We start from the raw sequence: 15,236 nt of genomic DNA on the forward strand, positions 1-15,236 counted from the left end.
CGCTTGGTCAATCTGGCGACGCACCCATCAGGCCCAAGCAAAGCTCGCTCACATCAGGAGAAATACGCAACTGTAATGCTAGAGGTTCGACAACCGATGAAATGGGTAAAGCCCCGGTGCGGCCGCAGACGGGCTCCGGCCGGAGCCGCAGGAAGCCGTTGAACAAAGGTGTCACCCGCTCTAAATTAAGGCCGAAGGTCGACCTTCCATCGACGCAACCCAAAGCGGAAAACGATGAAGAACATCTATGAAGTCCGTAACACGACCGCCGAGCCCTCCCTGGTGGATGACATGCGGAACTTCTTGGCCGCTGTTCCCGAGAGCGAGACCTACAGCCACCTCGCGAGCCGGCTTGAAAGCATGACCGGTCAGGTTCTGAAGGACGAGGCCGGCAAGCGCGCGGCCCATCGCTGACCCCGCCACGGCCTCCCGCCTCACCCCGTCGCCAAGCTGCAATCGCCGCATGATAGGCTGATCGCTTCCGCAACCGGTAACGATGGCCCCCCATGCTTCGTGTTCTTCAGATCACCGACACCCATATCAGCCCGGCAAAGGCGCATTTCGCATCCAACTGGGCGCCGGTCGCGGCCTTGGCCCGGGTGCTGCGACCCGATCTGGTGGTGCATACCGGCGATGTCACCGTCGATGGCGCCGATATGGCCGAGGACATGGCCCATTGCCGCGCGCTGATGGACGGGCTGGGGCTGGACTGGCTGGCGGTGCCCGGCAATCATGATGTCGGCAGCGAAAACCCCGACCATCACCAGGCGGTGAATGACGAACGGCTGGCGCGCTGGGACGCCCATTTCGGCCCCGATCGCTGGCTGCGCGAGGCCGGCCGCTGGCTGTTGCTGGGCGTGGACGCCATGCTGATGGGATCGGGCCATGCGCGCGAGGCCGAACAGGCCGCCTGGGTCGAGACCGTGCTGGCGCGTGCCCTGGCCGAGGCGCGGCCGGTGGCGCTGTTCCTGCACAAGCCACTGTTCCTGAACGACCCGGACGAAGAGGATCGCGGCTACTGGACGGTGCCCGGCGCCGCCCGCGCGCCCTATCTGGCGGCGATCCGCGCCGGCACCATCCGGCTGGTGGCCAGCGGCCATCTGCACACCGCCCGGATCATCCGCCGCGACGACACCGTCTATGCCTTCGGCGCCTCATCGGGCTTCATCGTCGACAAGCTGGCCCCCGCCGACCTGCCCGGTGAAAAGCGCCTGGGCGCCACCCTGCACATCCTGGGCGATGACGGTTCGGTCGAGAGCCGGTTGCTCACACCCGAAGGGCTCGATACCTTCGTGATCGACGACGTCGCCCACGAGGTCTATCCGCCGCATCGCTGACGGATCATCCGACATCCGGTCGATCATCAGGCCTCCGGCGCTGGTGTTCGGCGGCACGTCGCCCCATATCCAGGGCTTACGGCGTCGGGGCGGGCGGCATCGGGGCAGGCTCCGCCCCGGCCGCCCGATCCGGCGGCGCCGACCCGTGCCGCACCACCCGCGAGGACCAGATGGCCGATACCGAACTTGGAAACGCACTCGACCTGCTCGACGACCTGATCGCCCGCGCCAAACGCGCCGGTGCCGACAGCGCCGATGCGCTCAGGATCGACGGCAAGGCCCTGTCGGTGCAGCGCCGGCTGGGCAAGATCGAGGAACTGACCCGGTCGGATGGCGGCGATCTGGGCCTGCGGGTGCTGGTCGGGCGCCGGCAGGCGATCGTCTCCACCGCCGATCTGCGGCCCGAAAGCCTGGATGCCCTGGCCGAACGCGCCGTCGCCATGGCCAATGCCGTGCCCGAAGACCGGTTCGCCGGCCTGGCCGACCCCGACCAGATCGCCCGCGACATCCCGGCGCTGGACATCTATGACCCCACCGAGTTCACCGCCGAACAGCTTCTGGGCTGGGCCGAGACCTGCGAGGAGGCCGCCCGTGCCGTGCCGGGGGTGACCAATTCCGAGGGCGCCAGCGCCTCGCAATCCCATATGATGATCGCCCTCGCCGCCTCGAACGGTTTCCGCGGCGCCTATCGCACCAGCCGCTTCACCGTCGGCGCCAGCACCATCGCGGGCGAGGGGCTGAACATGGTGCGCGGCCATGACTACACCTCGAAGCGCTTCGTCGAAGATCTCGACGACATCGCCACCGTCGGCCGCACCGCCGGCGAGCGCACGGTTGAGCGCATGTCGCCGCGCCGGCCCAAAACCGCGCGGGTGCCGGTGATCTTCGACCGCCGGGTGTCGCGGGTGATGGTCAGCGCCATCGCCTCGGCGGTCAACGGCGCCGCGGTCGCGCGCGGCACCAGCTTCCTGAAGGACCGCATGGGCGAGAAGATCGCCAGCGACGCCTTCACCATCATCGACGACCCGTTCCGCCACCGCGCCCCCGCCTCTCACCCCTTCGACGGCGAGGGCATCGCCGGCGGCACGCTGACCGTGGTCGAGGGCGGCGTGCTGAAAAGCTGGCTGCTCGATTGCCGCTCCGCCCGCCAGCTTGGCCTGAAGACCACCGGCCATGCCGCACGCGGGGCCGGATCGGCGCCAAGCCCGGCATCGAGCAATCTGTATCTGGCACCGGGCGAGATCAGCCGCGCCGACCTGATCCGCGAGATCGGCACCGGGCTGCTGGTCGACGAACTGATGGGATCGGGCGTCAATATCGTCACCGGCGATTTCAGCCAGGGTGTCGCCGGCTTCTGGATCGAGAATGGCGAGATCGCCTATCCGGTCAACGAGATCACCGTCGCCGGCCGGTTTCAGGATATGCTGATGTCGATCCGCCCGGCATCGGACCTGGAATTCCGCAGCGGCACCGATGCGCCGTCGCTGGCGGTGGAGGGGTTGACCGTCGCCGGCGCCTGAGCCACACCGATGCATGACCCGAACACCAATGCATAACCCGGGCAGACCAACCGCCGGAGGGAGACAGCCCGCTTCATGACCGACAGCCTGCACGCCCTGCCGGAAGGCAGCCTGAGCCCCGATCTGCTGGACGACCGCATGCTGCTGGAGCGCGCCCTGCGCACCGGCGGCCGTATCGCCATGGAAGCGTTCTGCAAATCGCCGGTCAACTGGGACAAGGGCGGCGACAACCCGGTCAGCGAGGTCGACATCGCGGTCGACACCGTGCTGCGCGACCACCTGCTGCACGCCCGCCCCGGCTATGGCTGGCTGTCGGAGGAAAGCGTCGCCCATCTGTCGGAACGCGCCCGGCCGCGGGTGTGGGTGGTCGACCCGATCGACGGCACCCGCGCCTTTCTGGACGGCCGGCCGGAATTCACCATCTCGGTGGCGCTGGTCGAAGCCGGCCGGCCGGTGCTGGCGCAGGTGTTCAACCCGGCCACGGGCGAGTTCTTCGAGGCCGCCGCCGGCACCGGCTTCCGGATGAACGGCGCCGCCTGCCGGGTGGCGTCGGAGGCCGACCCGATGGCGGCACGGCTGCTGGTCTCGCGCCGGGAATTGCAGGAAAAGCGCTGGGGGCCGGGGCTGGACGGCAGCGCCGTCATCGCGCTGGGCTCGATCGCCTATAAGCTGGCGCTGGTCGCGGCCGGGCGTTTCGACGCGGCGGTGTCGCTGCGCCCCAAGAACGACTGGGACATCGCCGCCGCCGATCTGATGATCGCCGAGGCCGGCGGCCGGATGACCGATGCCCTGGGCCGCGATCTGGTCTATGCCCGACCCGACAGCACCGAGCACCCGTCGCTGATCGCCGCCAACCCCGCCCTGCATGCGGCGCTGATGATACGGCTTGGCAGCGATCCGGCTGGCACCGTCGCCGTGGCTGGCGTAGAACCGCTGGATTGAGGATCGGCCGTCTGGCCTTGAACCTGCACTGGCCTTGAACCTGCATCCGCCGCATCACCGCCTTCAACGGAACCCACCGCACCCCATGTCGCGTCGCCGGAAGTCATCGCCCCTGCCCGCCGGTGCCCCCACCAGCAAGGCGCTGGTCGCGCGCCTGTCGCGGGAGCATCTGAAGCCCTATTGGCGGCGGATCGCACTGGCGGTGGTGGCGATGGTGGTCACCGCCGCCGCCACCGCCGCCAATGCCTGGCTGATGCAGCCGGTGCTGGATGACGTGTTCCTGAAGCGCGACGAAACCATGCTGCTGCTGGTGCCGGCCGCCGTGCTGGCGCTGGCCGCGATCAACGGCTTCGCCACCTATGTCGAGCGGGTGCTGATGGAGCGCCTGGGCACGCGCGTGGTCGCCGATCTTCAGCACCGGATGTACAGCCGACTGATGAGCGCCGACCTCGCCTTCTTCCACCAGACCGGCGCCGGGCGGCTGATCGCGCGCTTCACCCATGACGTGCAACTGGTGCGCAAATCCGCCGCCGCCGCCATGACCAGTCTGGCCAAGGAAAGCCTGACCGTGATCTTCCTGGTCGGGCTGATGTTCTGGCAGGACTGGCTGCTGGCGATCATCGCCTTCGTGGTGTTCCCGATCGCCATTCTGCCCATCTCCAGGCTGGGCCGGCGGATGCGCAAGGTGTCGGATCGCGCGCAGGATCAGGTGGGGCGGCTGACCGGCATCCTTGAGGAAACCTTCCTGGGCGCCCGCCACGTCAAGGCCTATGGCATGGAGGCCTATGAAGGCCGCCGCATGGGCCGCACGGTCGAGGAGATCTATCGCCTGACCGGCAAGGCCGAGCGCATCCGTGCCGCCGCCTCGCCGATCATGGAAACCCTGGGCGGTGTCGCCGTGGGGCTGGTGATCTTCTATGGCGGCGCGCAGGTGGTGGCGGGCGAAACCACGCCCGGCGCCTTCTTCTCGTTCGTCACCGCCCTGCTGATGGCCTATCGCCCGGCCAAGACGCTCGCCAATCTGAACGCCAATCTTCAAGAGGGGCTGGCCGCCGCCCACCGGGTGTTCGAGCTGATCGACATGCCGGTGCGCATCACCGACGCCCCCGGCGCCCGGCCGCTGACCGAGTTGACCGGCGGCCCGGTGCGCGGTGCCATCCGGTTCGAGGATGCCCGCTTCACCTATGGCGAGGGCGCGCCGGCACTCGACGGCCTGACGCTCGACGTGCCGGCCGGCCGGCGGGTGGCGCTGGTGGGCGCCTCCGGCGCCGGAAAATCCACCGTCATCAACCTGATCCCGCGCTTCTACGACCTGGATGGCGGCCGGCTGACCATCGACGGCGCCGATATCCGCGCCGTCACCCTGTCGTCGCTGCGCGCCGCCATCGCCCTGGTCTCGCAGGAGGTGACGCTGTTCAACGACACGGTCGCCGCCAATATCCGCTATGGCCGCACCGATGCCAGCGATGCCGAGGTCGAGGCCGCCGCCCGCGATGCCGCCGCCCATGACTTCATCACCCGGCTGCCGCAGGGCTATGACACCCTGGTCGGCGAGCATGGATCCAACCTGTCGGGTGGCCAGCGGCAGCGGATTTCCATCGCCCGTGCCATGCTGAAGAACGCCCCGATCCTGCTGCTCGACGAAGCGACATCGGCGCTGGATACCGAAAGCGAACGCGCGGTGCAGGACGCGCTGGCCCGGCTGATGGCCGGCCGCACCGTGCTGGTCGTCGCCCACCGGCTGTCGACGATCATCGATGCCGATCTGATCTGCGTGATGGATCGCGGCCGGGTGATCGAACAGGGCAGCCACAGCGAGCTGATCGCCGCCGGCGGCGCCTATGCCCGGCTGCACGCGCTGCAATTCGCCGATCATGGCGACGCCGCCGAACCAGCGGCCGCCGACAGCTCCACCGCCTCACCCCCAGCGCCGGGCCGCTGACCCGATGGCCGGGCTGATCAAACGCTGGCTGAAAAGCGAAACCGCGCAGCGCCTCGCCTGCCGGCTGGCCGCCGCCTATATCCGGCTGGCCCATGCCACCGGCCGCTTTCAGGTGATCGGCGCCGGCCCCGCCAATGCCCATTGGGACAATGGCCAGCCGTTCATTCTGGCCTTCTGGCATGGCCGGCTGCTGATGATGCCCTATGTCTGGCGGGCGGGGGTGCCGATGAACATGCTGATCAGCCAGCATCGCGACGGCCGGCTGATCGCCGACACCATCGCCCATTTCGGCCTGGGATCGATCGCCGGATCATCGTCGAAGGGCGGTGCCGCGGCCCTGCGCCAGATGGTCAAGGCGATCCGCGCCGGCCAATATGCCGGCGTCACCCCCGACGGGCCGCGCGGCCCCCGCCAGCGCGCCAGCGGCGGCATCGCCAGCATCGCCAAATTGGCGGGCGTGCCGGTGATCCCGGCGGCGGTGGGCCTGCGCCGCAGGCGCCTGCTGGGCACCTGGGACCGGTTCATGGTGCCGATGCCGTTCAGCCGCGGCGTGTTCATCTGGGGCGAGCCCATCCATGTCGCCCGCGATGCCGATGCCGCGGCACTCGACCACGCCCGTCAGGCGATCGAGGATGAATTGAACCGGATCACCGCCGAGGCCGACCGCCTGACCGGGCATGAGCCGCTGCCCCTGCCACCGCCGCCATCCGCGCAGGATGCCGCGCCATGACCGGGGCCGGCATCGCCCTGGGCGTCTATCGCGGCATCGCCCGGATCGGCGCGCCGCTGGTCGCCCGGCATCTGGACCGCCGCCGCCGCCAGGGCCGCGAGCATGACAGCCGCTGGCCGGAACGGCTGGGCCATGCCGGCCTGCCCCGGCCCGATGGCCGGCTGATCTGGCTGCATGGCGCCAGCGTCGGCGAAAGCCTGTCGCTGCTGCCGCTGATCGACCGCCTGCGCGCCGCCATGTCAAGCCCGGCCGTCCACTTCCTGGTCACCACCGGCACCGTCACATCGGCCCGGCTGATGGCCGACCGGCTGGGCCCCGGCGCGCTGCACCAGTTCGCGCCCGTCGACACCCCCCAGGCGGTCGACCGGTTCCTGACCCACTGGCGCCCCGATGCCGCCCTGTTCGTGGAAAGCGAGATCTGGCCCAACCTGCTCGACGGGCTGGACCGGCGCCAGATCCCCCGCGCCCTGGTCAATGCCCGGATGTCGGCGACCTCTGCCCGGCGCTGGGTGGCGATGCCGGGGCTGGCCCGGCGGCTGATCGGCGGCTTCCGGCCGCTGCTGGCCCAGGATGACGACAGCGCCGCCCGGTTTCAGGCCGTGCTGGGCCGCCCGGTCGCGGCCCCCGGCAATCTGAAGGACGCGGCCGAGCCGCTGCCGGCCGATCCGGTGGTGCTGGACGCGCTGGTGGCCGCCATCGCCGGCCGGCCGGTCTGGCTGGCCGCCAGCACCCATCCGGGCGAGGAAGCGCTGGTTCTGGCCGCAGCCCTTCGCCTGCGCGCCGCCTATCCCGATCTGCTGACCGTGATCGTGCCCCGCCATCCCGAGCGGGGCGCCGCCATCGCCGCCGAGGCCGAGGCCGCCGGCTTCACCGTCACCCGCCGCGCCACCAGCGCGCTGCCCGATGCCGCGACCGATCTGTATCTCGCCGATACATTGGGCGAGTTGGGGGTTTTTTTCCGCGCAATCGCCATCACGTTTATAGGAGGCTCGCTTGTGCCGGTGGGCGGGCATAACCTGCTGGAACCGGCGCGGCTGGGCGCTGCCATCCTGACCGGCCCGCATCTGGGCAATTTCGCCAGCCTCGCCGCCCGCTTCCGGACCGCCGGCGCCATGCTGGTGGTGGCCGATGCGGCCGGGTTGGCCGATGCGGTGGCCCGCCTGCTGGCCGATCCGGCGGCACGCAACGATCTGGCCGCGGCAGCGGGCAGCGTCGCCGCCGAAGGCTCCGCCGGGCTTGCCCGGATCGTGGCGGCGGTTCTGCCGCTGGTCGATCCGGCCACAGCCGCCCCCGCGGCATCAGGAGAGGTCTCGTGAAGGCACCGGAATTCTGGGGACGCGACCCAACCACGCTCGACCGCCTGTTGATCGCGGCGCTGGCGCCGCTGACCCTGATCTTCCGTCTGGCGGGCAGCATCCGCCGGCTGGCGGTGCGCCCGGCCAATGCCGGGGTGCCGGTGCTGTGCGTGGGCAACCTCACCGCCGGCGGCGCCGGCAAGACCCCCACCGCCCTGGCCATCGCCGACCGGCTGCGCGCCCGCGGCCGCCGGCCGCATGTGGTGCTGCGCGGCTATGGCGGCAGCGTTCGCGGCCCCACCCTGGTCGACCCCATCGCCCACCGCGCCGATCAGGTCGGCGACGAGGCGCTGCTGATCGCCCGCCGCCTGCCGACCTGGGTGGCGCGCGACCGGGTGGCCGGCGCGCGCGCCGCCGCCGCCGCCGGCGCCGATATCGTCATTCTGGATGATGGCTTCCAGAACCCCGCGATCATCAAGGATCTGTCGCTGATCGTGGTCGATGGCGGCTATGGCTTCGGCAATGGCCGGGTGATGCCGGCAGGCCCCTTGCGCGAACCGCTGGCCCAGGGGCTGGCGCGCGCCGATGGCGTGGTGGTGGTGGGCGAAGACAGCGTCGATGTCGCCGCCCGCCTGCCCTTCGACCGGCCGGTGCTGCGCGCCGTCACCGTGCCCGGCCCCGAAACCCGCCGGCTGCGCAACCGCAAGGTCGTGGCCTTCGCCGGCATCGGCCGGCCTGAGAAGTTCTTCGACACGCTGCGCGCCATCGGCTGCCGCATCGCCGGCAGTTGGTCCTTTCCCGACCACCACCCCTATGCCCCCGATGAAATCGCCCGGCTGGTGGAAGTGGCGCATCGCATGGATGCCGTGCTCGTCACCACCGAAAAGGATCTGGTGCGCCTGCCCCCCGAAGCCCGCGATCTGGTCGACTACCTGACCATCAGCCTGGAATGGCTGGATGCCGACCCGCTCGACCGTCTGCTCGACCGCATCGACCCGCGCAGCCCCCGCCCCGACCCGGCCCCCGGCCGGCCCTCGGTGCTCGATGGCCATGCCGGGCGCGAGGATGGCCACGGACGCCGCAGATGACCGCTTCCGACCACAAACCCACCGCAACCGGCAGCCCCGGCGCGACCAACAGCCCTGCGACCACCACGCCGGCCTATGAGACCCCGCCGATGACCCCGCGCCGCTGGCTGGAAAGCCTGGGCGCGCGCGCGGCCTTCGGCTTCGCCCGCATGATCGGCCTGGAACGGGCCTCGGCCACCGGCGCCTGGCTCGCCCGCACCATCGGGCCGCGGATCAAGGTCAGCCGCATCGCCCGCCGCAACATCGCCCGCGCCTTCCCCGATCTCGACGCACCGGCAATCGAGGCCATCCTGCGCGGCATGTGGGACAATCTGGGCCGCACCGCCTTTGAAGTGGTGCATCTCGACCGCTTCGACTGCACCGGCGCCGACCCCGACCGGGTGGAGGTGATCGGCGGCGAGCATGTGTTCACCGTCCGCGACGACAACCGCCCCGGCATCTTCGTCTCTGGCCATTTCGGCAACTGGGAACTGGCCTCTCTGGTCGCCACGCAACAGGGTATCGAACTCACCCAGGTCTATCGCGCCGCCAACGACACCGCCGTCGAACAACTCATCCAGGCCTCGCGCCACCGCGCCGGCGGCGCCACCGATTTCCTGCCCAAAGGTGCCCGCACCGCCCGCGAGATCATCAAGCGCCTCAAGGCCGGCGGCCATCTGGCGCTGCTGATCGACCAGAAACTCAACACCGGCACCGCCCTGCCGTTCTTCGGCCGCGACGCCATGTCGACCACCGCCCACACCGAATTCGCCGTCCGCTTCAACGCGCCACTGGTCACCGCCCGCGTCGAACGCCTGCACGGCCCCCGCTTCCGCGTGATCATCGACCCCCCCATCGAACCAACCCCCCTGCCCGGCGAAACCCCCGACCAGACCGCCGACCGCCTGGCCCGGCTGGTCAACACCCGCCTGGAAAACTGGATCCGCGCCCGCCCCGATCTGTGGTTCTGGGTCCATAAACGCTGGCCGGACTGATCCGGGCCGGCGACGGAGGACGCGGGCGGGGGGCAGGACGCGGGACGAAGCGGGAAGAGGCACGGGGGCCGAAGGCCCCCGTGGGCCCCCTGGGTTTTGGGGGGATGACGGTTGTCGTCAGCGTGTCGTCTTTTTGCGACCGTTGGGCAGCGTCGGCACGTCATCAGGGCCGGGATCGTCGAACAGGTCGCGAATATCGCAGCCCAGTGCGCGGGCGAGGCGATCGAGGACCGCGACTGTCGGATTCTCCGCCTGCCGCTCCAGCCGGCTGACATAGGTGCGGTCAATAGCCGCGTCGACCGCCAAAGCCTCTTGCGAGAGCCCTTGGCGGACACGGTAGCGGCGGATATTGCGGGCAACCCGTTCGGCGGCGGTCATGCCCGAAGCTACCGGCCTTGCGGACGATAAAACCACGGACTATAGTCACGTCTCTAAATACTCTCATAAAAGAGCGGACCAGCGTCCGCCACGACGCAAGCCGCTCCGGCCATCATGCCACCGCGTGATCGCGAGGTTCCGCCGATGATCGATTCCGATGTCATTGCCGCCGGTAAGGCACCCGGCAGTGCCACGTCGGCCCGCAACGCCGCAATCCCGGCATCGGATGCCCCTTGCCCGGTGTCATCCCTCGCGGCCGATTGGGCAATCCTGGACGATCAGATCATGGCGACCTGGGCTGCCGACGCACCCGACGCCGATCTGTCCCTGGCGCTGGATGTGCTGCGCAACGCAGTCGTTGCGCAGGCACTTGCCCGCACACCGCGCTCCGCAGCCGGCGCCGCCTTCCAGGCCTACGCCGTGGGTCTCTCAATCGCGATCGCCAACGACCCCGACACGCCCCCCGCCGACCGAAGCCGCCACCTCACCCAAGCGGCCGATGGCGCGCGCCACCTGACCCGTTATCTCACCACGAGCCGGCTGGCTGGGTGTCGGTGAGGCGGGAGCCGGTCCGGGTCTGTTTCCGGCGCAAGTCGCTTCGCCGCGACGGAAGCCGCCGCGCATCGAAGAGGTGATGGAGAACCTCGGCCGGTTACAATTCACGCTCCCACGAAGGGAGCGACAACTACCGGAAGCCAAACAGTGTCTCCGTAACAGCGTTTCAATTCACGCCCCGCGAAGGGAGCGACGTCCGGCACTGCGCTTGCGGAAGACGTGGCAGACGTTTCAATTCACGCCCCCGCGAAGGGAGCGACCCGACAGCCTAATCCGTTGAACACAGCGCTCCAGTTTCAATTCACGCCCCCGCGAAGGGAGCGACGGCGCCACCACGGCGCCGGTGTGGATGGTCACTGTTTCAATTCACGCCCCCGCGAAGGGAGCGACGTGCATATGCATAACAACTGAAAGCGAGACCGATGGTTTCAATTCACGCCCCCGCGAAGGGAGCGACCCCATCACCCTCTACACGACGGATGTGAATGAGGTTTCAATTCACGCCCCCGCGAAGGGAGCGACCGTCCGGCTCAATTGAGGACCGGACAATGACCAAGTTTCAATTCACGCCCCCGCGAAGGGAGCGACAACGTAGGGGCGAGGGCGGGCGCAGGTCGCCAGGTTTCAATTCACGCCCCCGCGAAGGGAGCGACTCGGCGGACGGCCTGCCGACGGCCGCCCTTGATGTTTCAATTCACGCCCCCGCGAAGGGAGCGACGGCCAATGGACCCGGCAAACCGGATCGAGATGTTTCAATTCACGCCCCCGCGAAGGGAGCGACCGTTGTAGCTCATGATTAGACCTCCATCAGACGGCGTTTCAATTCACGCCCCCGCGAAGGGAGCGACTTTCATTTACCGTCTCCTTGTTCGGCTTTTTCCCTGTTTCAATTCACGCCCCCGCGAAGGGAGCGACTTGCCACGATCGGCCGGGGATCGGCCGCGCGTGTTTCAATTCACGCCCCCGCGAAGGGAGCGACATGGGACAGACGCCACCTCGACTTATGGATGCGGTTTCAATTCACGCCCCCGCGAAGGGAGCGACCGCCGGCATGCAATCCGCCGCCCAGCACACCACCGTTTCAATTCACGCCCCCGCGAAGGGAGCGACCCTGCATCCGGCGCCGCAAAGCCCGATAAGCAGGGTTTCAATTCACGCCCCCGCGAAGGGAGCGACTTGCGCGTCAACACCGGACATTGAGCGCGCAAGGTTTCAATTCACGCCCCCGCGAAGGGAGCGACGTTTGCAGGCCCTGCGGGCCTGATTAATCCCGAGGTTTCAATTCACGCCCCCGCGAAGGGAGCGACCAAGCCCGCACTGGCGCCGCCAATCAGGCCGTGGTTTCAATTCACGCCCCCGCGAAGGGAGCGACGTCTGGCCGCCTGTGAGGCGGCAATGATCGCCTGGGTTTCAATTCACGCCCCCGCGAAGGGAGCGACGCGTGCTGTCGGTGGTGCGCGGCCGGCGGGGCCAGTTTCAATTCACGCCCCCGCGAAGGGAGCGACGCCCCCGGCGCCGTGGCAGTCCGCGACCGGCACCGTTTCAATTCACGCCCCCGCGAAGGGAGCGACCCGAGACATTCGTTGCCTCAAGCGCCTGCATTTCGGTTTCAATTCACGCCCCCGCGAAGGGAGCGACCTGTCCCGCATTCGTCGGTGGTGAAAGCGCGCCGTTTCAATTCACGCCCCCGCGAAGGGAGCGACCGGCGAGGAAACCGGGCACCCAAGGCGCGACATCAGTTTCAATTCACGCCCCCGCGAAGGGAGCGACATCGCGCCCCGAACTGTCCCGCATTCGTCGGTGGTGTTTCAATTCACGCCCCCGCGAAGGGAGCGACCCTGCTTGGCCGGTCCCTCGGTGAGACCCGGGGGTTTCAATTCACGCCCCCGCGAAGGGAGCGACCAGAGAACGCATGTTCGCGACGCGGGAGGAGAAGTTTCAATTCACGCCCCCGCGAAGGGAGCGACCCGCCGTCACCCGAATCAAGTCCGAAAGCTCCGGGTTTCAATTCACGCCCCCGCGAAGGGAGCGACGCCCGAGGCGCCCGTTGAGCCGGCCGTGCCGCGTGTTTCAATTCACGCCCCCGCGAAGGGAGCGACCTGCCGGTACAGGACCATTTCCGTCTTCGAAATCGTTTCAATTCACGCCCCCGCGAAGGGAGCGACTGCAGCACCGACCGAACAGGCATGCCGGGCGGCGTTTCAATTCACGCCCCCGCGAAGGGAGCGACCAAGCGCTCGGACGGGGCCGTCGGCGGCAGATCTGTTTCAATTCACGCCCCCGCGAAGGGAGCGACCCCAGGGCGTGCCATCTGTTGCCGTCTGCTTCTTGTTTCAATTCACGCCCCCGCGAAGGGAGCGACTCGATGCCAACGACCTCGTTGGCTTCGATGGCCTGTTTCAATTCACGCCCCCGCGAAGGGAGCGACAATAGTCCCACCCCTGAGTGGTGCGGATGTACACGGTTTCAATTCACGCCCCCGCGAAGGGAGCGACGCCCATAGCTGACGACTTGAGGCTGCGCCTCAAGTTTCAATTCACGCCCCCGCGAAGGGAGCGACGGCCTCGACCGTGATCGAGGCCCTGAAGGCGATGGTTTCAATTCACGCCCCCGCGAAGGGAGCGACTGCCGGCGTCGCCAGCCGCGGCGAGCGCCACGTCGTTTCAATTCACGCCCCCGCGAAGGGAGCGACGACGGTTCGAGACCGGATCCAGCACCTCGGCGCCGTTTCAATTCACGCCCCCGCGAAGGGAGCGACCGTAGGCCCGAGACCACATCGCGCAGGTGTCGATGTTTCAATTCACGCCCCCGCGAAGGGAGCGACATTGGGTGGGTGGGCCAGATGGCCGGACCATCCGGTTTCAATTCACGCCCCCGCGAAGGGAGCGACGATGTCGAAACCGTGAAGCGCCGGGGGTGGCGCGTTTCAATTCACGCCCCCGCGAAGGGAGCGACGTTTGCCGAGGCGGCTGACCCCCGGGAGGTCGCCGTTTCAATTCACGCCCCCGCGAAGGGAGCGACCAGTTTCGCCCCCCTCTGCCGGAGCCGCTGCGGTGTTTCAATTCACGCCCCCGCGAAGGGAGCGACCATCCGCCGGTGCGATATCCGGCTCGCCTGCCGCGTTTCAATTCACGCCCCCGCGAAGGGAGCGACCAGATCTCGTCAGGGTCCAGAAGCGTCTCAGCCAGTTTCAATTCACGCCCCCGCGAAGGGAGCGACCGCTGTGGCCAACCTGCGGCGGCGGGGGAGTGTCTGTTTCAATTCACGCCCCCGCGAAGGGAGCGACCCGGGCACCACCGCGACTGAGGCGGCGGCCGCCCGTTTCAATTCACGCCCCCGCGAAGGGAGCGACGCTGCTCAGCGCCTGCTGCTGACGAGCATCGGTCGTTTCAATTCACGCCCCCGCGAAGGGAGCGACAACCGGCAGAGGGTGCAGAGGGTGGTGACGCATGTTTCAATTCACGCCCCCGCGAAGGGAGCGACGTCCCAGGTTGGCCGCGCGGTTGACCGCGTCTAGCGTTTCAATTCACGCCCCCGCGAAGGGAGCGACGGACAAGCCGAGCCGCTTCAATTTGACGACGCTTGTTTCAATTCACGCCCCCGCGAAGGGAGCGACCGCCGTCTGGCGGATCAAGGTAGCCAAGTCCGGGTTTCAATTCACGCCCCCGCGAAGGGAGCGACCAGTGATCCCGTGCCACCCGGCACCGGTCCACTGGTTTCAATTCACGCCCCCGCGAAGGGAGCGACCTTCTGCCAGAGAGACCTTCAAAATCAATCCCTGTTTCAATTCACGCCCCCGCGAAGGGAGCGACCTCGGGACATGACCCGCACGACCGGACTGATACTCGTTTCAATTCACGCCCCCGCGAAGGGAGCGACTGGCGGGGTCAACCGCGTCTGGGTGGCGCGATCCAGTTTCAATTCACGCCCCCGCGAAGGGAGCGACTCGACAAAGTAGGTCTTCGCCGAACTCTTGAATTGGTTTCAATTCACGCCCCCGCGAAGGGAGCGACGCGATGTCGAGCAGCGCCACAACCTCACACTGGTTTCAATTCACGCCCCCGCGAAGGGAGCGACCGCCCATGGAATTGATTCCGGTCATTGCAATTTGTTTCAATTCACGCCCCCGCGAAGGGAGCGACGTCGGGCGTGTATGACGACGCCTATCCCAACGGGGTTTCAATTCACGCCCCCGCGAAGGGAGCGACTTGGGATGCGGCGACAGGCGCGTGGATTGAGCGCGTTTCAATTCACGCCCCCGCGAAGGGAGCGACCCAGCAACTCGCCAGTGTCGAGACGGCGACGGCCGTTTCAATTCACGCCCCCGCGAAGGGAGCGACTCACCCCCCACTAATACCCTGATATCACACCTGAAAAAAGGCGGTTTCCGCGAACCCAGGGCAACGAGTTCAGGTTAACGCGGTGATCGGAATCTGTGGCGCTCGGTAGTTTGTCGTGATTCAACAGGCTTCCAC

At 68.2% G+C, this 15,236-nt stretch carries 11 protein-coding genes and 1 CRISPR repeat array; of the genes, 10 read left to right on the plus strand and 1 reads right to left on the minus strand.

The window, feature by feature from the left end:
* The first annotated feature begins 234 nt into the window (after positions 1 to 234).
* The 9 genes from IEW15_RS23140 to IEW15_RS23180 all read left to right on the plus strand — a co-directional run bounded on the left by IEW15_RS23140 (position 235) and on the right by IEW15_RS23180 (position 9,828).
* Positions 235 to 414, plus strand: coding sequence for a hypothetical protein (locus IEW15_RS23140; RefSeq protein WP_188582489.1), 180 nt, complete (start codon positions 235 to 237; stop codon positions 412 to 414).
* Positions 415 to 506: 92 nt separating this feature from the next.
* Positions 507 to 1,337, plus strand: a complete 831-nt coding sequence (locus tag IEW15_RS23145) for a metallophosphoesterase family protein (RefSeq protein ID WP_188582491.1) — start codon at positions 507 to 509, stop codon at positions 1,335 to 1,337.
* Positions 1,338 to 1,507: 170 nt separating this feature from the next.
* Positions 1,508 to 2,857, plus strand: a complete 1,350-nt coding sequence (locus IEW15_RS23150; protein WP_188582493.1) for a TldD/PmbA family protein — start codon at positions 1,508 to 1,510, stop codon at positions 2,855 to 2,857.
* A gap of 75 nt (positions 2,858 to 2,932) precedes the next feature.
* Positions 2,933 to 3,799 (plus strand): 3'(2'),5'-bisphosphate nucleotidase CysQ, encoded by an 867-nt coding sequence (locus tag IEW15_RS23155; protein ID WP_188582495.1) that lies wholly within the window; start codon positions 2,933 to 2,935, stop codon positions 3,797 to 3,799.
* An 85-nt stretch (positions 3,800 to 3,884) separates the two neighbouring features.
* Positions 3,885 to 5,741: a lipid A export permease/ATP-binding protein MsbA gene (gene msbA / locus IEW15_RS23160; protein WP_188582497.1), complete on the plus strand. Its 1,857-nt coding sequence runs from the start codon at positions 3,885 to 3,887 to the stop codon at positions 5,739 to 5,741.
* 4 nt (positions 5,742 to 5,745) lie between these two features.
* Positions 5,746 to 6,471: a lysophospholipid acyltransferase family protein gene (locus tag IEW15_RS23165; RefSeq protein ID WP_188582499.1), complete on the plus strand. Its 726-nt coding sequence runs from the start codon at positions 5,746 to 5,748 to the stop codon at positions 6,469 to 6,471.
* Positions 6,468 to 7,787 (plus strand): 3-deoxy-D-manno-octulosonic acid transferase, encoded by a 1,320-nt coding sequence (locus tag IEW15_RS23170; protein WP_188582501.1) that lies wholly within the window; start codon positions 6,468 to 6,470, stop codon positions 7,785 to 7,787. Before IEW15_RS23165 ends, IEW15_RS23170 begins: the two co-directional genes overlap by 4 nt.
* Positions 7,784 to 8,854, plus strand: a complete 1,071-nt coding sequence (gene lpxK, locus IEW15_RS23175; protein ID WP_188582504.1) for a tetraacyldisaccharide 4'-kinase — start codon at positions 7,784 to 7,786, stop codon at positions 8,852 to 8,854. Before IEW15_RS23170 ends, lpxK begins: the two co-directional genes overlap by 4 nt.
* Positions 8,851 to 9,828 (plus strand): lysophospholipid acyltransferase family protein, encoded by a 978-nt coding sequence (locus IEW15_RS23180; protein ID WP_229708582.1) that lies wholly within the window; start codon positions 8,851 to 8,853, stop codon positions 9,826 to 9,828. Before lpxK ends, IEW15_RS23180 begins: the two co-directional genes overlap by 4 nt.
* A gap of 117 nt (positions 9,829 to 9,945) precedes the next feature.
* Here IEW15_RS23180 and IEW15_RS23185 read toward each other — a convergent pair whose 3' ends face one another.
* Entirely contained in the window at positions 9,946 to 10,206 is a 261-nt protein-coding gene (locus IEW15_RS23185; RefSeq protein ID WP_188582507.1) for a helix-turn-helix domain-containing protein, read from the minus strand.
* Positions 10,207 to 10,350: 144 nt separating this feature from the next.
* On the opposite strand from IEW15_RS23185, the gene IEW15_RS23190 reads away from it, so the two are divergent.
* Positions 10,351 to 10,764 (plus strand): hypothetical protein, encoded by a 414-nt coding sequence (locus IEW15_RS23190; RefSeq protein ID WP_188582509.1) that lies wholly within the window; start codon positions 10,351 to 10,353, stop codon positions 10,762 to 10,764.
* Positions 10,765 to 10,989: 225 nt separating this feature from the next.
* A CRISPR array of direct repeats spans positions 10,990 to 15,101; the repeat unit is 32 nt; unit sequence GTTTCAATTCACGCCCCCGCGAAGGGAGCGAC.
* Positions 15,102 to 15,236: the final 135 nt, after the last annotated feature.

This window comes from Tistrella bauzanensis (assembly GCF_014636235.1).
Lineage (GTDB): Bacteria > Pseudomonadota > Alphaproteobacteria > Tistrellales > Tistrellaceae > Tistrella > Tistrella bauzanensis.